Here is a 16516-nt window from a genome sequence, read left to right as displayed (position 1 = left end):
AAACAGTCGAAGTTTGCTCGGCATAGGGTGCGCGATTCTCGCGCAGCGAGACCATGATCCGAGGAACCGTATGCATCAAAAATGCACGTACGGGTCTGTGGGAGCCTCGGGCGGGCAACCGCCTGGGGCCACCCGGACATCCTCGGTTTGTTCCTCGGCGCGATAGCCGGCGCGCTTCTTGCCCCCTTTTCCCGTGGCTAACGGCTGAAGACAAAAACTCCCAACGCCGTAGCAATCCGAAGCGGCCGGAAGAAGAGAGTTGCCCGACGCGAGGCGGATTGCTAACCCGATGAAAAAAGATTTGCCGGAATTTGAGTCGCTCGGCCAGATGGCAGAGGCAACCGCCGCGGGCCTGGCTGAGGCCGCGGCGGGCGCCGCATACGAGCTCTTTTGCGACAAAGAATTCCGTCGCTTGGCGAACTTCGAGCGGTTGAGCCAGACCGAGCATGACAGGATTTTCAACGAGCTGGTCGTGGCATCGATCGTGCTGATTATGCTTCTGGTCGAAGCGCCCGATCTCCGGGTTAGTAAAGAGTTTAAGGACTACCTTGTCGGTTTGAGCAAAGCAGTCTCCAAAGCGCACGTGGACTCCTTAAGGAAGCTCGGGATCGAAGGCAACCATCTGCGAGACTGGAAAAAGCTCATCACCATGCGCTACGAAGAGTATACGCGGGACAAGCACGACGTGCGCGCGGCGGCGATGAAGATCGAGTCGTCGGAGAGAGGCTTGGATTTGGATGGGCTTTCGAAAATCCAGTTGCTCGTGCCGGTTCAAGCCGTTGCGATCGGCTGCCACCATCATATCTGCCGCGGCGATACAACCGGGTCGAACGAGCTTTTCAAGCTGACTTTGAAATCACTATCCAAGTTCTACGTCGAGCTCAGAATTCGGCTCGAAGGCGGCAGCGTCACTCCTCTCACGCGGGCGCGAGTGGCCTTCAAGCGGATGCTTCACCGCATCGGTAGGAAGTAAAGAAAAAATCCGAAATGATCCAGGCTTCGTAAAGACGGCTGGAGAGCGGTTACCCGATCCCGAGCTTCTGTTTGGCTTCTTCGCTCATCTTGCTCGGGTCCCAGGGCGGGTCCCAGACGAGATCGACGGTCGCTTCCTCGACGCCGTCGATGTTGTCTAAAATTTTCTGACGCGCCTGGCCGGCGATCACTTAAGAGAACCGTTTGGATTGTGTCCTGAGAGAACGCAAACTGACATTTGCGTGTAGTAAACAACGAGAAAAGCCGCGGCCATTGTTCAATGGAAATTTCCTCCGGTCTCTGCGATAATCAGCCATCTTCCATGGCACAGGGGCCGTTTACCTTTCCTATTCCACCGTTTCGGCCGGACGGCTACTTGCCGGAAGGCGTGCACCTATGCTCAGAGGCCGACGTGATTTTTCGCTTTGGCTCTTCGAGTCGTCACCGTCGTCGATTGGCACTGCATCTGCGTCGCTGGATTGATTTGGGACGGCAAGTGGGAGCCAAGCGCTTGCTCGTAGATGGCAGCTTCGTTACGACGATAGAAGAACCGCACGATGTTGACGCGGTTATTCTGCTCCCGAAGGATTTCACGCAGCAGCTTGAGCACGAATATCCGCCTGCGCTAGAATTGGAAGAGATGTTGTTGACGCGTCGCCCGGAGGAAATCTTTGCTGCCGAAGATGAGACTGATTGGGAGGAGTGGGTGGCGTTTTTTAGTCTAACGCGTGAACTGGATAGCCGTCGTAAGGGACTCGTGGAGGTGCCATTATGATTACCAACACCGAGCAATACGGAAAGGCCCAGGAGGAGTTGCACCTTTTAGAGGACAGACTCCGCCTCTTACAGCAGAGCCACCCCCTGGGCGCTAAAGGATTCACCAAAGCGGGGATTCGGAAGATGATTGCGCGGCTGCACGAAGAACTTGCGCTATATGAAGGCAACCAGGAGATTCACGAATCCGATCCAGCATAACCGACGATCCTTCTCACCCGATCCCCAGCTTCTGCTTGGCTTCTTCGCTCATCCTGCTCGGTTCCCAGGGCGGGTCCCAGACGAGATCGACGGTCGCTTCCTCGACGCCGTCGATATTGTCTAAAATTTTCTGGCGCGCCTGGCCGGCGATCATGCCGCCCATGCCGCATCCCGGCGCGGTCAAGGTCATCTTGACGTTGACTTTAGTTCCTTCAATCTGAACGTCATAAATGAGGCCGAGATCGACGATGTTGACGGGAATTTCCGGGTCGTAGCACTGCTGCAAAATTTCGTAGACTTCTTCTTTCGTCGCCATAAAAATACTCCCTATCTTTCCGCCTCTCCCGCCTGGCTCTTGCACTCGGCGCACGGGCAGAGGGCTCTTAGAAATTGGTACGTATAGATGCCGGTGTCGTGTCCGTCCTGCCAGTGAAACATGATCGCGTAATTCCCGACCGCGCTGATCTCCGCGAGGACGGCGTCGGGAGAAGGATTGAATTTCAATTCGCCGCCGTGCCCCTGGCAGCCGGCGCAAGGGCAAAATCCGCGGAGATAATCCTGGCCGTATTCCCCGACGTGGCCGTCGTCCCAGGTGATGCGCACCACGCCTTTGGCTTTGATGTGGTTGATCTCGACGGGAGATTGCGCTGCCATGATGTCCTCAGGTTGTGACGATCTTCAGCGCTTGCGCCTTCCGGGCGGCCTCCGAGACCACGGAGAGCTGGCCCGCCAGCTTGGCGGCGATGTCCATGAAGATCTTGCTGACCTCGGAGTTCGGCTCCTGTATCAGAATCGGCACGCCCATGTCGCCTCCCTCGCGCAGCGTCGGCGTGATCGGGATCTCCCCCAAGAACGGGATGTTGAACCGCCCCGCCGCGCGCTCGGCCCCGCCGCGGGAAAAGATCTCGTGCTTCTTGCCGCAGCCGTCGCAGATAAAATAGCTCATGTTCTCGACGATGCCGACGATGGGAATCATGACCTTATCGAACATCGACTTGGCCCGGATCACGTCGGCGAGCGCAACCTCCTGAGGCGTCGCCACCAGCAGCGCGGCGCTGACTTTGAGCTGCTGGGAGAACGTGATCTGCACGTCGCCGGTTCCGGGGGGCATATCGACGATGAGATAATCGAGCGCGCCCCATAGGACGTCGGCCATCAATTGCTGCAGTGCCTTTCCCAGCATCGGACCGCGCCAGATCACCGCCTGATCGCGCTCGAGAAAAAATCCGATCGACATCACCGGCAGGCCGTGCGCGAGAGGGGGCTTGAGCTTGAAGCCGCCGTTGACGGGAATCTGCTCGGGATGGTCCTTAACGCCCATGATGATCGGCACGGAGGGGCCGTAGATGTCCGCGTCGAGCAGACCCACGGTGGCGCCGTGCTTCTTCAGCGCGACGGCGAGGTTTGCCGCGACGGTGGACTTTCCCACGCCGCCTTTTCCCGCCGCCACCAGAACAACGTTCTTCACCGTCGGCAACAGATCGGTCTGCCCCGCGCCCGACTTACTGCCGCGCACCTGGGCGCCGAAGGAGATTTCCAGGTCCTGGATCCCCACCGCCGCCAGCGCTTTCTTGCAATCGGCGTCGATTGTCTCTCTCAGCGGGCAGGCCGGGGTCGTGAGCTCGACGGTGAATTTGACTTTTCCGTCGGCCACGTCGAGGTTTTTCACCATGCCGAGGCTTACGATGTCGCGATGGAGCTCGGGGTCCTGGACTTTCTTAAGCGCGTCGAGCACGGTTTCTTTGCTGATTGTTTCCATCATTCTCCCTTCGTCTCGCCCAAATTTAACTTTAGACTTCGGCCGTCGGCGAAGTCAATAGACGCATTCCATGAGTGTGACGATTGCGTTTCGTCCGGCTCGGCGATCGATGACGAGATAATCCGGCGAAAAAACTTGAACACGCCATTTCGGTTTGGTATTATTGCCCAATTCCATCAGTCAAGCGCGCGTAAGGAGGAACCATGAAACACAAGTTGTGCGCTATTGCAGTGATTTTCCTTTTGGCCGGAACCCTCGGCTGCTCTGCACCCATGACAACCCGGGAAAAGGGCGCGGTCATCGGGGCCGTCGGCGGCGCCGCCGCAGGAGGCATCATTGGAAGCACCGTAGGCGCGCCGGGAACCGGAGCGGCGGTCGGCGCAGTGCTCGGCACGGCCGCGGGCGCTCTGATCGGCGACCAAATGCAGGGCCAGGAACAAAAACAGGCGGAGCAGCAACGCCAGATCGACCAGAACCGGGCCGAGACGGAACGCCTCAAAAGAGAGCAAGAGAGACAGAAACAGCAGCAACAGCAGCGCGAGTATTAGCTGTCCGGGCAAAACCCTCACCGACTAGAGACTGAATCTCGGCTCGGCGCCGGCGCGCAGGCGCTGAATGTTGTCGCGATGGCGCCACAGGATCCAGAGCGCCATAAGCAGGGTTATGCCTATCAACGGATCCGGGTAGCCCAGAAGCCAGATCGCCACCGGCGCTGTCCCAGCCGCGACTATAGAAGCCAGCGAAACGATTCGAGTCGCCAGCAGAACGAGCAAAAATACCGGCGCCAGGACTCCGATGGCCGCAGGAGCGACGGCCAGCAAGGCTCCCAAAGCCGTCGCCACGCCCTTTCCGCCACGAAATTTCAGAAAAACCGGATAGAGATGACCCAGGAAAGCGGCGAGCGCCGCCCAGCCGGCGACCGCCGCGTCGAATCCCATTTGCAGCGCAATAAAAACCGGCACGAAGCCTTTGGCCGTATCGCCCAATAAGGTTAGAAGCCCGAGCCATTTGCCCGCGACCCGGGCGACGTTCGTGGCGCCGACGTTGCCACTGCCGGAGATCCGCACATCGACGCCGGCGAGATATCCCAGCAAGAAACCCGTCGGCACGGAACCCAGGAGATAGGCGAACGCGACGATTAGAGCGGCCATCAATTGAGCCCGTATCTATGGAAGGGCCGAACGGGCGGACCGAAAAGGTTCAGCCGGAAGGAAAATGACGGGATCACGTTTTTTGGGAACGTGAAAATGTTTCGCGCTTACTTTTTCTTGTAAAAATCCGGATTCATCCGCGACGTGGTGCCGGACTTCGCCAACTCTTCTTCGAACATCTTCCGGATCGACGGGTCCTCGTCGTAATATTCGATCTGGTTGCCGCCGGCTTTGACGTCCTTATCGACTTTGGTGACGTCGCCGAACTGTTCGCCGAGGCTATATTTGATTCCGCCGAGGCGCGGCGGAAGATAGCGCGCCGGAGTGGCTCCGGTGTTGAAGTGCTGGTGCCACATCATCGGCGGTGGCGTGAAAACGCTGCCGTCCTGCCAATCATAGCGCTTAATCGGCTCGCCTTGGCGCCAGAAAAGCGAGAAACCTTTTCCCTTGATGATGATGACGTTGAAGCCCGGACCGTGGCGGTGGGCTTTCTTGTAGGTGCCGATCGGGAATTCCGAGATGTGGGCGGCCATCGAGCCGTTGGCCATCTCGAGCATGACGTTGGTCCCGCCGCCGCCGCGCTCCTTCCACTCTTCCAGTTTAAAGTTACGCGCGTCGGCGATGAAGTTGGTGTCCCAGATGCGGCCGGGATGGGCTTTCCCCTTGCCGCTGAAGTATTCCGGCTCGCCGTCGAAGCGGTCGGTGAAGTCGTAGGGCACGTTGAAGATAAAGTCCGCGTTGTGGAACAGGTTGAAAACGATCGGCATGCTGTTGACGGAGAAAAATCGCGCCGTTTCGTTTCCCTGTCCGTTGAAATGCTGGTGCCAGGCGTTCAGCGGCAAGGCGAAGAGGCTGCCCTCCTGCCACTCGAAGGTTTGCTTCGCGCCTTTGTCGTTCCAGATCGCCGTCGCGCCGCGGCCCTTGAGAACGTAAATCATCTCTTCGTAGATTTGCCGCTGCGGCTTCAGGCTTTTTCCCGCGGGAATCTCGCAGACGTAAGCGCCGGTCGCGCCTTCCGCCCCTTCCATGTTGATGAACGCGCCCTCTCCTCCAATTCTTTCCCAGTGCGCTACCGGGACCTTCCTCAAATCCTGGGCAAAAAAAGTTTTGCTGATGGGGATACCTTCTCCCTGCTGCCATTTGTCGTAATAGGGGATGTTGTCCATCACGTTTTCAACCTGAGCTGCGGCCTTCGCCATCGAGTTTACCTCCGGTTTCTTGTATCCGCTCTTATAGCATAAGCCCGCTAAAATCAACCGAACAAAACCGGCTCATATTGACAACGGGCGAGAAACTCTACTAAATGGCATCTAAAAATCCGTTTCTTGTTTCGGGTTTCGAGTCTCGGGTTTAAAATCTCGAAACTCCAAAACTTGAAACTCGAAACTATTTTTTAAGGAGGCGAAACTTGGCGACATCCGTCACCGCGCCCATGGTGGGCAAGGTTCTCAAGATCGAAAAAAAAGTCGGCGAGCGCGTCGAAGAGGACGAGGTGGTCGTCGTTCTCGAAGCGATGAAGATGGAGATCCCGGTGGTGGCGCCGGCGGCCGGTACGGTGAAGGAAATCAAGGTATCCCCCGGCCAAGCCGTTGAAGCCGAGCAAGATCTCGCCGTCATCGAATAAATTAGTTTTTATGGACACGTGGACGTTCGGTTGGACCTTGGCGCTGATCGGCATGGCCGGGACCATGCTGGTGTTGTGGATTTTAAGTCTGCTCATCCTTTTGCTTAAAAAAATCTTCCCCTATCAACCCGAAGATTCGACTGCCAAGAAAGGTTAATTGATTGCAAATGGAATCCGCGCTTCTTTCCGGCCTGCAAGGCCTCTTCCTTGGCGTCGCCAATCTCGGTCTGGGCCATGTCGTCATGGTCCTGATTGCTCTGCTGCTCCTCTATCTCGGCATCAAAAAAGGCTACGAGCCGCTCCTTCTGGTTCCCATCGGTTTCGGCGCCATCCTGGTCAACATACCGCTCGCCGACATGATGGGGAAGGAAGGATTCCTCCGCTTCTTTTACGACGCCGGAGTGCTGACCGAAGTTTTCCCTCTGCTGATCTTCGTCGGCATCGGCGCCATGACGGACTTCCAGCCGCTTCTGGAGAATCCCAAGATCATCCTGCTCGGCGCGGCCGGGCAGTTCGGGATTTTTCTCACTTTACTCCTCGCCCTTGCCCTTGGATTCGACAAGCTCGACGCCGTCGCCGTCGCGATCATCGGCGCCTGCGACGGGCCGACGGCCATTTATGTGAGTTCGAAGTTCGCGCCGCATATGCTCGGCGCGGTTTCCGTGGCGGCCTATTCTTACATGTCGTTGGTGCCGTTAATTCAGCCGCCGATCATGCGCGCGCTCACGACCGACAAGGAACGCAAGATCGTCATGGGCGTCGTCAAGCAACCGGTGTCGAAAACGACCAAGATCCTCTTCCCGATCGTCGTGACGATTTTCGCTTCGCTGCTCGCCCCCAAAGGCACGCCGTTGATCGGCACCGTTATGCTGGGAAACCTGATGAAGGAAAGCGGCGTCGTCGAGCGGCTGAAACACGCCGCGGAAAACGAGATCGCCAATATCGTTACGCTGCTTTTGGGACTGTGCATCGGCGCGACGATGGAGGCCGATAAATTCCTGCGCGCTCAGACTCTTCTGGTCCTGGCCCTCGGTTTTGTCGCCATCAGTCTGGACACCGCCGTCGGCGTGCTCTTTGGAAAGCTCATGTGCGTCCTTTCCGGCGGCAAGATCAATCCATTGATCGGCGCCGCCGGCATCTCGGCGTTCCCGATGTCGGCCCGCGTCGTGCAGGTGGAAGGGCAAAAATACAACAAGAAAAACTATCTCCTCATGCACGCCATGAGCGCCAACGCGGGCGGACAGATCGGCTCCGTGATCGCAGCGGCGGTCATGCTCTCCGTGCTCCAAGGCATGGGCATCGTAGGGGGATAGAAACTTTTTACGCTATGCCAACCAAAGAGGAACTAGAAAAGAAGCTCGCCGCTTTGGAGCAGAAGGCGCGCGACGCCGATCCCAAAGCCGCCGCCAAGCAACACGCGGAGGGGAAGCTGACCGCCCGCGAGCGCATCGACAAGCTTCTGGACCCGGAGAGCTTCGTCGAAGAATTCATGCTGGCGGAGACGCCATGCGCGGACTTCGGCATGGCGGAGAAAAAGACTCCATCCGACGGCGTCGTCATGGGTTTCGGCAAAGTGGACGGGCGGTCGGTCTACGTTTATTCCCAGGACCGAGCGATCCTCGCCGGCTCCGTCGGCAGCGCCCATGCGGAAAAAATCGCCTATGCGATCCAGACGGCTCGGAAGCTCGGCGTGCCGGTGATCGGCCTCAACGACTCGGCCGGCGCGCGCATTCAAGAAGGGCTTTCCGTCACCGCGTCGATCGGAAAAATTTTCTTCGAGAACAGCATCTCATCCGGCTCGATCCCGCAGATCTCCGCGATCATGGGCCCGTGCATCGGCGTCGGCTCCTACTCTCCGGCGCTGACCGATTTTGTCCTCATGGTCCAGAACACGAGCCAGATGTTCATCACCGGACCGGCGGTGATCAAGGAGGTTCTCGGCGAGATCGTCACGATGGAGGAGTTGGGCGGGGCGAAGATTCATTCCGAAGTTTCCGGCGTGACGGATCTCGTCGCCAAGAACGACGAAGAATGCCTCGCGCTGATCCGGCGGCTGCTCGGTTTCTTGCCGTTGAACTTTGAATCGGCCCCGCCGCGCAAGGAAACCACGGACGACCCGGCGCGCGCCCTCGACACGCTGGAAAAAATCGTCCCCGATGACATGCGGCGGGCTTACAACATCCTTCAGGTCATCAAAGCGATTGTCGATGACGGCAACTTTCTCGAGCTCAAGGGGAAGTTCGCGCGCAATCTCGTGATCGGCTTGGGCCGTCTCGACGGCCATCCGGTCGGCTTCGTCGCCAACCAGCCGATGTTTTTGGCCGGCAGCCTCGACGTGGACGCCTCGGACAAAGGCGCGCGCTTCATCCGCTTCTGCGACGCGTTCAACATTCCCGTCGTCACGCTGATGGATGTGCCGGGCTTTTTCCCCGGCAAACAGCAGGAAGAGAAAGGCATCATCCGCCACGGCGCGAAGCTGCTCTACGCCTATGCCGAGGCAACCGTGCCCAAGATCACCGTCGTGCTGCGCAAAGGCTACGGCGGCGCGAAGCAGGCGATGTGCACGCGCGAGATGGGCGCCGACCAGTTGCTCGTCTGGCCCGGAGTGGAGCTGGCGGTGATGGGCGGCGGCGGAGCGGTAAACGTCCTTTACAAGAAAGAGATCGAGCAGTCGCCCGACCCGGAAAAGACGCGGCGCGAAAAGCTGGCGGAGTACGGCGAGCGATTCAGCGGTCCATTCGAGGCGCTGGCGAAGCAGTTCGCTCACGCCGTGATGCGGCCGGCCGAAACCCGGCGGCGCCTGATCCAATCCCTAGAAATTTTACGCTCGAAGAAAGAAGAGCGGCCGAGAAAAAAACACGACGTGATGCCGGTGTAAACCGGTACGCCGGTCGGCAGTAAGCAGATAAGAAAGCGGATATCAGCCGATCAACGGGTTGCCGCTTATTGAGTTCTTTTTACTGCTTACTGATCTTCGGGAGATGCTCGGTATGGTCACGATAAACCTCGAGCCGCTGCCGGGCGCGCTTTCGACCTCGATCTTGCCGCCGAGCTGCTCGGTGAACTGCTTCACGATATAGAGGCCGAGACCTACGCCGCCGTAGGTTCGGGTCTCCGAGCCGTCCACCTGGCGGAACTTCTCGAAGATCACCGGCAACATCTCCTCGGAAATTCCGATCCCCGTATCCGTCACCGTAAACTCCACAAAGGCGTGAGGCCAAAGCGGTCCTTCTCCATCTTTGTTTTTGCCTGTTGCCTCTCGCCTGTCGCCTTCTTGAACCCGCACCGATACGGTCACCTCTCCCTTGTCGGTAAACTTGACGGCGTTGTTGATGAGGTTCTGGAGGATATGTTTGAGCTTCTCCGGGTCGCTCTCGATCACCGGCAGATCCCCGTAATCCCAATGAAAGCGGATTTCCTTGTCCGAGGGAAACTCGTACCCCGACCTGACCTCGTCGAGGAAGCTCGCGAGATCGAATTCCCGTCTCTCGGCTTTGATCGCCGGCGCTTTCATCGAAGTGACTTGCAGGATGCCGTTGATCATGGTGAGCAGCTCCCGGGTGCGCCGGACCACTTTTTCCAAGGATCTCTCCTGCTCGGGATTGATCTCGCCCTGCAATCCTTCTTTGACCATCTCGGTATAGCCCAGGATCGCGTTCAGAGGCGTCCTCAGCTCGTGCGACATGACGCTCAAAAATTCCTCTTTGACCTGATTGGCCCGCTCGAGCGCGTCGCGCGACGCCCGGATCTCTTCGTAGAGCTGGGAATTCTGAATCGCGATCGCCGCCTGATCGGCGAGCGTGGAAAGAAACTCGACCTCTTCGTCGCCGAACGAATGCTCCTGTTTGGTGTAGAACGAAAGCACTCCCAGGACCTCGTCTTTGGCGATCAGCGGGAGTCCCAGGTAAGAGACCAATCCATGCCGGCGGAAAAATTCCGGGTCGCGCACGCGCGGCTCGACTTGCAGATCGCGCACCGTCCAGGGCGCCTTGTTTTCGAAAACGACGTTGGGAATGCCGCGGCCGCGCCGTCCCGGCTCCGACTTCCATTCATTTTCTGAAAGGTTGCGGCAGGCGATCGGTTCCAGCAGGCCGGTCGCCGTATTGAACAGCCTGACGGTGGTCGCGGCGTAAGGCAGAAGGAGATCGATTTTTTGCAGCAAAACATCCAGCACCCGGTGGAGATCGAGCGTCGAGGTGGTGGCCCGTTCGATCTCTCTCAGCGCCCGGAGACGGCGGAGACTCTCTTGAATTTGCTCTTCGGCCCGTTTTCTTTCGATGGCGTAGCGTATCGAACGCGACAAAAGATTGCCGTCCACCTTCCCTTTGACCAGGTAATCCTGAGCGCCCTGGCGCAGCGCCTCCACCGCCAGCTCTTCGTTCTCGAGTCCGGTCAAGACCACGATCGGCAGATGGGGGACCTGCCCGTGCGCCCACACGACCGCATCGAGCCCCTGCGCGTCCGGCAGCGAGAGATCGAGCAAGATGATATCGAAGCGCTCCTCTTCGAGCCGCCGGAGCGCTTCCGCCAGCCGATCGACATGGGTCCAGTCGAACCGGGTCCGGGCCATCTCCGCCAGCGCTTCGCGCAAGAGGCGGGCGTCTCCCGGGTTATCCTCGACCACCAAAACTTTGATCGGCAATAGGCTCATGGACTCTTTTCGTTACGGCAGCTTCACGATCATGAGCCAAAAATCCTCGATCAATTGCACGACCTTGATGAACTGTCCGAGATCGACCGGCTTGGTGATGTAACAGTTGGCGTGCAGGTCGTAGGCGTTGAGAATGTCCCGCTCCGCCGCCGAGGTCGTGAGCACGACGACCGGAATCTTCTTGAGATCGCCGTCGCTTTTGATCTCCTCCAACACCTCCCGGCCGTCCTTCTTCGGCAGGTTCAGGTCGAGCAGGATCAGATCCGGCCTTTCGGCCTCGGCATACCGGCCTTCGCGCCGGAGAAAGGCCAGGGCCTCGACCCCATCGCCGACGACCGAGAGGTCGTTCAGTATCTTGCCTTCCTTCAGGGCTTCGCGCGTCAGCCGGACGTCTCCCGGGTTGTCTTCCACCAACAAAATCCTAGCCGATCCGTTCGTGCTCGCTGAATGCATGTGCGTTGTCCTCCTCTTCGGGACGGTTCGTTGGAATCGAAAAGTAAAAGGTCGCTCCCTCTCCCGGCCGGGACTCCACCCAGATCTCGCCGCCGTGGCGCTCGACTATTTTTTTGCACACGGCAAGGCCGATGCCGGTGCCCGGATATTCCCCTTTTGCATGCAGACGCTGAAACATGACGAAGATGCGCTCAGCGTATCGGGAATCGAAGCCGATGCCGCGATCTTTGAACGAGAAGACCCACCCGTTGTCGGTTCTCCTGCTCGAAATATGAATCCGCGGCGGCTCGGCACCGTGAAACTTGACGCCGTTGCCGATCAGGTTCTGGAACAACTGGCCCAACTGGGTCGCATCCCCGATCACGGTCGGGAGGGGATCTCGCGTGATGACCGCCCCACTTTCTTCGACGGCGGTTTTCAAGCCCGCGAGCGTATCGTCCAACACCGCTTCGCAGTCGGTCGGCTCGAACCTCTTCGCCTGGGTCCCGACGCGCGAATAGGTCAGCAGAGCGTTGATCAACGCCTGCATGCGGGTGGCGCCGTCGACGGCGAAGCCGATGAATTCGTTGGCGTCCTGATCGAGTTTGTCCTTGTAGCGCCGCGCCAGCAGTTGCACGTAGCTCGCCACCATGCGCAGCGGCTCTTGCAGATCGTGGGACGCGATATAGGCGAAGTGCTGCAGCTCGCTGTTGGACCGCGCCAGCTCGGCCGCCTGAACGGTCAGAGCGCTGTTGACTTTCTCGAGCTTCTCCTTGGCGATTTTGATTTCCCGGTTGCGCCGTTCGGTCTCTTGAAACAGGATTGAGTTCTCCAGCGCGACGCCGATCACGTGCCCGATCGCCTTTAAAAGCTCCACTTCCCGCGGCTGGAACGGAATCGGACGAACCGTCGCGACGTTCATGATGCCCACCGCTCGGCCCCGCACCTTGAGCGGCACCCACACGAAAGCGCGGCTTCCCTCGCGCCGGGTCTGATCTCTGAGCGAGGCGCTCTCCGGATCGTTGATGACCAGCGGTTCGCCCGACTCGAAGACCCGGTCGCTTTTACCTCCCGGGGTGCGGCGATGCGTCAAGTCTTCGACGAACTGCTGCGAAATTCCCCGATGGGCGGCGAGCGTAAGATTTCCCGTGACGGGATCCATCAGTCGTATGTAGGCTTGCTCTCTCCCCGTAACCTCCAGAACCTTGTCCAGGGCGATCCCAAGCGTCTCGTCCAGGCGCCGGGACTGGCTCGTCGCCGCGGCGATCGTATTCAGCGCCGCCTGTTCTTCCGCCCGACGCGCCGTCTCCTCGAAGAGCCGGGATTTTTGCACGGCGATGCCGATTTGATTGCCGATGGTATCCAGGAGGCGAAGCTCGTCGGGCAGGAACCTGCGGCTCGCGCGGCTGCCGACCTCGATGATGCCGAGCGTTTCTTCCGCCGTCGTGATCGGCACGATGATCGCCGAACGAACGCCTTCGTTCTTGAATGTTCTGAGGCCTTCTACCGTCGAAATATCCTCCAGCACCAAGCTGGTCCCGGAGGCCGCCACGCCGCGGATAAATCCGGCGCTGTCTCCGCCGTTCATGTGGGTGTTCTTGCCGATTTGTTCAGGGTCGCGGTAGCCGCGATACGCGCCGGTTTGCATCCGGACGCCGGGTTCGAACAGGCGGATATTTCCCAGGTCGAGGGAAACGAGAGAGAGGGCCCGCTCGAGGATGTTCCCTAGAACCGCTTTCAGATCCCTGGAGGCGAAAATCATCTGGCCTATTTCATGGAGAATCGCCAGTTCCTTGTAGTGCGATTGCAGGGCCTCTTCCGAGCGCTTGCGCTGGGTCACGTCGGTGAAGGCCACGACCGCGCCGGTCAACTTCCCGCGCTCGAAGATCGGGTTGCTCACGTAATCCACGACCAGGCTCGCGCCGTCGTTGCGGCGGAAGATTTCATCCGACGACACGCAGGAAGTACCCTCGCTTGCGGCCGCGACGATCGGCGACGCGCCGCCGGGAAACGGGCTGCCGTCGGCCTTCAGATGGTCCACGACCTGGCGCATCGGCCGGCCGATGATGTCGTCGCGCTTCGCGCCGAGCATTCTCGCGGCCGCGTGATTGGCGAAGGTTATTTTCCCGTCGACGTCGAGTCCGAAAATGCCGTCGCCCGCGACCTCGAGAATGAGCTTGATCCGCGCGGAGGAAGTCTGGCTGAAGCGCCGCGCGACGATGCCGCCGATGAAATCCCCGGCTCCTCCCGAGGAAAGGAGGGATCCTAAACGGCCGGTTAATTTGGCAAGCGAGAACATTTCAATTGCGGACGCATGATCGACGCGCGGCGCATCCACAGATACACGCCGTCTTCAACCCACGGGCTTCGGCCGGCTCGCCGTCCATACCCAATCCCCATCGCAGGGCAGCTTGACGACCGTGAGCCAGAATTCCTCGATCGATTTGACCACGTTCATGAACTCTCCGAGATCGACCGGTTTGCTGATGTAGCAGTTGGCGTAGAGATTGTAACTCTTGATGATGTCCTGCTCGGCCTGAGAGGTCGTCAGGACCACCACCGGCGTGCGTCTCAGATCTTCGTCGGCCTTGACGTCCGCCAGCACTTCGAGGCCGCTCTTTTTCGGCAAGTTCAGGTCGAGAAGAATCATGTCCGGCCGCGCCGAGCCGGCGAACTTTCCTTCGCGCCGGAGAAAGGCTAAGGCTTCCATGCCATCGCCGACCACGCTCAGCCGGTTCAGCAGGTTGCCCTCCTTCAGCGCCTCCTTCGTCAGCCGAACATCGCCCGGATTGTCTTCGACGAGCAGGATCTCGACGGGTCTTCCATTTGCGGCGGTCACCATCTTTCGTCTGCCTCCTTAAATAATAGGATCTGGTTTTTACGCTGGAATCGTAAAATAAAAAGTCGCCCCTTGGCCCGGTTCCGCTTCCGCCCAGATGCGTCCGCCGTGGCGTTCCACGATTTTTTTGCAAACCGCGAGACCGATGCCCGTGCCGGGATGATCGCCCTTCGCGTGCAGGCGCTGGAAGATGACAAAGATGCGCTCGGCAAATTGCGGCTCGAAGCCGATGCCGTTGTCGTGGACCGAGAAAACCCATTCTTTGCCGCTGCGCTTGGCGGAGACGTGAATGAGCGGCGGCTCGTGATTGCGAAATTTGACGGCGTTGCTCATGAGATTCTGAAACAGTTGCACCAATTGATTGCCGTCGGCCGCCACCGCCGGCAACGGATCGCTGGTGACCTTCGCTCCGCTCTCCTCGATCGCAACCTTGAGGTTGACGAGCGCGCGGTCCAAAACGGCGGAGCAATCCGTGGACTCGAAATCCGTTTCCTTCTTTCCTAACCTTGAATAGTTCAACAGGTCCTGGATCTGGCTCTGCATGCGGGTGACGCCATCGACCGCGTACGCGATAAACTCGTCGGCGTCGCCGTCGAGCCTGCCCCGATACCGCCTGGCCAGGAGTTGGGTATAGCTCGCGACCATGCGCAGCGGCTCTTGCAGGTCATGTGAGGCGACATAGGCGAATTGCTCCAGCTCGGCGTTGGAACGCGCCAGCTCCACGGCCTGTTTTTTAAGCGTGTTGTTCGCGTCCTCCAGCTCTCGCTTGGCCGAAGCGGTCTCCTCGTAAAGCTGCGCGTTATGAATGGCGATGGCCGCCTGGCCGCTGACAGTCGAGAGAAAATCTATTTCTTCATCGCTGAAACGGTGCTCTACTTTGGTAAAAAACGTGATCACCCCCAACGTGTCGTTCTTTGCCGTCAAGGGGACCCTTAGAAACGAGACCAATCCCTGCCTGCGCAAAAACTCGGAGGCCAGGGATCGCGGGTCCGTCTGGGCGTTTAGGACCATGAGCGGGGAGTTGCTCTCCGGCAGCATTCGAATGAGACTGCCGCCGTTCTTCGTCTCCGCCTTCCATTGCTCCTCATCCAGGTTCCAGCAGGCGACCGGTTCCAATTTTCCGGTTTGTTTGTTGAAGAGCCGTACGGTTGTCGCCGCGATGACCGGAAGCAGGTCGTCGGTTTTTTCCAGCAACAAGTTCAATACCGCTCTGAGATCCAAAGTGGACGTGCTGGCGAGATTGATCTCGTGGAGCGCAGCCAGACGCGCTTGCGCGGACGCGCGCTCGCTCACCCGCTGCTCCAGCTCCGCCGATTTCTTGCGCATCGTTCCGACGACGAGCGCCAGACCGCCCACTCCCAAAAGACCCATCGTGCTCAACAGCACGAACGTCTCGGTCAAGCCCGAGCGGGTCTGCGCGACGGCGCTATCCAGCGTCTGGATGATTTCCTGAACCCCCCTGACGTTTTCCACTTTCCAGTCGGTCTTCGGGCTTTCGGCGTGGCTGTTATGGCACGCGACGCAGCCGGCCTTCATTTGGACCGCGGTCGCGTATCTGAGCGACGGCCGGCCCTGAAAATCCTCGAAACGGAAAAAAGTCTTGTCGGGATGTTGCCTCAAGTAGGCGAGCGCTTCCTTCTCGAAGGCGTCTCTCGGCCCGCCCTCTTTCCTGAACGGGAACGGATAGTCGCTGTATAGCCGAATCTCCATGCCGGAGTTTTTCTCGGCGATATGCTTGCCGAACTCGATGGTGAACGTCGCAGGGATCGGTATGGCGGCTTTCTTAGCCGCGTAGTCGTGGGTCACCTCGATGCCGTAGGGTCTGACCCGATCAACGACCTCGGAGCCGTAGAACGTGCGCAGATCGGTAATCGACTGAGAATAGATCGCGGTGCCCTGCAGCGCGCCCGACTGAACGAGATTGGAGGACAGCCGGGAAAGATGCCAAAGTATGGCCGCCACTCCGACGCAGAAGATAAACGCCAGCAGCGGCACCGTGCGTTGATAAACGACGTAGGCGCCGGCCTTGCGCGCTTTCGTTAGAGCGCGAAGGATCGCGCCGCCGACTTCGAAGGATGCTCTTGTCGCCATCTGTCACACCCCCAAGGTATCT

At 59.1% G+C, this 16516-nt stretch carries 19 protein-coding genes; 8 read left to right on the top strand and 11 right to left on the bottom strand.

Going from position 1 to position 16516, the window contains the following annotated elements; translation table 11 throughout:
- Positions 1-289: 289 nt before the first annotated feature.
- Positions 290-973: a hypothetical protein gene (locus VGL70_24385; GenBank protein ID HEY3306672.1), complete on the top strand. Its 684-nt coding sequence runs from the start codon at positions 290-292 to the stop codon at positions 971-973.
- 49 nt (positions 974-1022) lie between these two features.
- Here VGL70_24385 and VGL70_24380 read toward each other — a convergent pair whose 3' ends face one another.
- On the bottom strand, positions 1023-1163 hold the full coding sequence (locus tag VGL70_24380) for a hypothetical protein (protein HEY3306671.1): 141 nt from the start codon (positions 1161-1163) through the stop codon (positions 1023-1025).
- An 89-nt stretch (positions 1164-1252) separates the two neighbouring features.
- On the opposite strand from VGL70_24380, the gene VGL70_24375 reads away from it, so the two are divergent.
- Together VGL70_24375 and VGL70_24370 are read left to right on the top strand one after the other, a co-directional pair.
- Positions 1253-1747, top strand: coding sequence for a hypothetical protein (locus VGL70_24375; GenBank protein HEY3306670.1), 495 nt, complete (start codon positions 1253-1255; stop codon positions 1745-1747).
- Entirely contained in the window at positions 1744-1947 is a 204-nt protein-coding gene (locus VGL70_24370; protein ID HEY3306669.1) for a hypothetical protein, read from the top strand. The genes VGL70_24375 and VGL70_24370 overlap by 4 nt, the downstream gene beginning before the upstream one ends.
- 13 nt (positions 1948-1960) lie before the next feature.
- On the opposite strand, the gene VGL70_24365 is transcribed toward VGL70_24370, so the two are convergent.
- The 3 genes from VGL70_24365 to VGL70_24355 are packed head-to-tail and all read right to left on the bottom strand — an operon-like array spanning position 1961 to position 3709.
- On the bottom strand, positions 1961-2263 hold the full coding sequence (locus tag VGL70_24365; GenBank protein ID HEY3306668.1) for an iron-sulfur cluster assembly protein: 303 nt from the start codon (positions 2261-2263) through the stop codon (positions 1961-1963).
- Positions 2264-2274: 11 nt separating this feature from the next.
- Positions 2275-2601: a DUF971 domain-containing protein gene (locus tag VGL70_24360; protein ID HEY3306667.1), complete on the bottom strand. Its 327-nt coding sequence runs from the start codon at positions 2599-2601 to the stop codon at positions 2275-2277.
- Positions 2602-2608: 7 nt separating this feature from the next.
- A complete protein-coding gene (locus VGL70_24355; protein ID HEY3306666.1) occupies positions 2609-3709 on the bottom strand; it encodes an Mrp/NBP35 family ATP-binding protein in 1101 nt (366 codons plus the stop codon).
- Between the two features lie 200 nt (positions 3710-3909).
- On the opposite strand from VGL70_24355, the gene VGL70_24350 reads away from it, so the two are divergent.
- A complete protein-coding gene (locus tag VGL70_24350; protein ID HEY3306665.1) occupies positions 3910-4254 on the top strand; it encodes a glycine zipper domain-containing protein in 345 nt (114 codons plus the stop codon).
- A gap of 24 nt (positions 4255-4278) precedes the next feature.
- On the opposite strand, the gene plsY is transcribed toward VGL70_24350, so the two are convergent.
- Positions 4279-4857 (bottom strand): glycerol-3-phosphate 1-O-acyltransferase PlsY, encoded by a 579-nt coding sequence (gene plsY, locus VGL70_24345; protein ID HEY3306664.1) that lies wholly within the window; start codon positions 4855-4857, stop codon positions 4279-4281.
- Between the two features lie 107 nt (positions 4858-4964).
- Complete coding sequence (locus VGL70_24340) at positions 4965-6056, bottom strand: cupin domain-containing protein (protein ID HEY3306663.1); 1092 nt, start codon at positions 6054-6056, stop codon at positions 4965-4967.
- Between the two features lie 209 nt (positions 6057-6265).
- Here VGL70_24340 and VGL70_24335 point away from each other — a divergent pair, with 209 nt between their 5' ends.
- From VGL70_24335 to VGL70_24320, 4 genes are read left to right on the top strand one after another with little or no spacing between them, the layout of a single operon-like run.
- Complete coding sequence (locus VGL70_24335; GenBank protein HEY3306662.1) at positions 6266-6481, top strand: biotin/lipoyl-containing protein; 216 nt, start codon at positions 6266-6268, stop codon at positions 6479-6481.
- Positions 6482-6491: 10 nt separating this feature from the next.
- On the top strand, positions 6492-6638 hold the full coding sequence (locus VGL70_24330; protein HEY3306661.1) for an OadG-related small transporter subunit: 147 nt from the start codon (positions 6492-6494) through the stop codon (positions 6636-6638).
- A gap of 10 nt (positions 6639-6648) precedes the next feature.
- Positions 6649-7794 (top strand): sodium ion-translocating decarboxylase subunit beta, encoded by a 1146-nt coding sequence (locus VGL70_24325; GenBank protein HEY3306660.1) that lies wholly within the window; start codon positions 6649-6651, stop codon positions 7792-7794.
- A 14-nt stretch (positions 7795-7808) separates the two neighbouring features.
- Entirely contained in the window at positions 7809-9359 is a 1551-nt protein-coding gene (locus VGL70_24320) for an acyl-CoA carboxylase subunit beta (protein HEY3306659.1), read from the top strand.
- Positions 9360-9401: 42 nt separating this feature from the next.
- On the opposite strand, the gene VGL70_24315 is transcribed toward VGL70_24320, so the two are convergent.
- The 5 genes from VGL70_24315 to VGL70_24295 are packed head-to-tail and all read right to left on the bottom strand — an operon-like array spanning position 9402 to position 16494.
- On the bottom strand, positions 9402-11132 hold the full coding sequence (locus VGL70_24315; GenBank protein ID HEY3306658.1) for an ATP-binding protein: 1731 nt from the start codon (positions 11130-11132) through the stop codon (positions 9402-9404).
- 12 nt (positions 11133-11144) lie between these two features.
- Positions 11145-11585 carry a response regulator gene (locus VGL70_24310; GenBank protein HEY3306657.1) on the bottom strand — a complete coding sequence of 147 codons (441 nt, stop codon included), beginning with the start codon at positions 11583-11585 and terminating at the stop codon, positions 11145-11147.
- The gene (locus VGL70_24305; GenBank protein HEY3306656.1) at positions 11554-13902 is read right to left on the bottom strand and encodes a GAF domain-containing protein; all 2349 of its coding nucleotides are present in this window, start codon (positions 13900-13902) and stop codon (positions 11554-11556) included. The genes VGL70_24310 and VGL70_24305 overlap by 32 nt, the downstream gene beginning before the upstream one ends.
- A gap of 15 nt (positions 13903-13917) precedes the next feature.
- The gene (locus VGL70_24300) at positions 13918-14406 is read right to left on the bottom strand and encodes a response regulator (GenBank protein HEY3306655.1); all 489 of its coding nucleotides are present in this window, start codon (positions 14404-14406) and stop codon (positions 13918-13920) included.
- A 36-nt stretch (positions 14407-14442) separates the two neighbouring features.
- On the bottom strand, positions 14443-16494 hold the full coding sequence (locus VGL70_24295; protein ID HEY3306654.1) for an ATP-binding protein: 2052 nt from the start codon (positions 16492-16494) through the stop codon (positions 14443-14445).
- Positions 16495-16516: the final 22 nt, after the last annotated feature.

This window comes from Candidatus Binatia bacterium (assembly GCA_036504975.1).
Taxonomy (GTDB): domain Bacteria; phylum Desulfobacterota; class Binatia; order UBA9968; family UBA9968; genus JAJPJQ01.
This window is presented reverse-complemented; position numbering and strand designations above follow the sequence as displayed.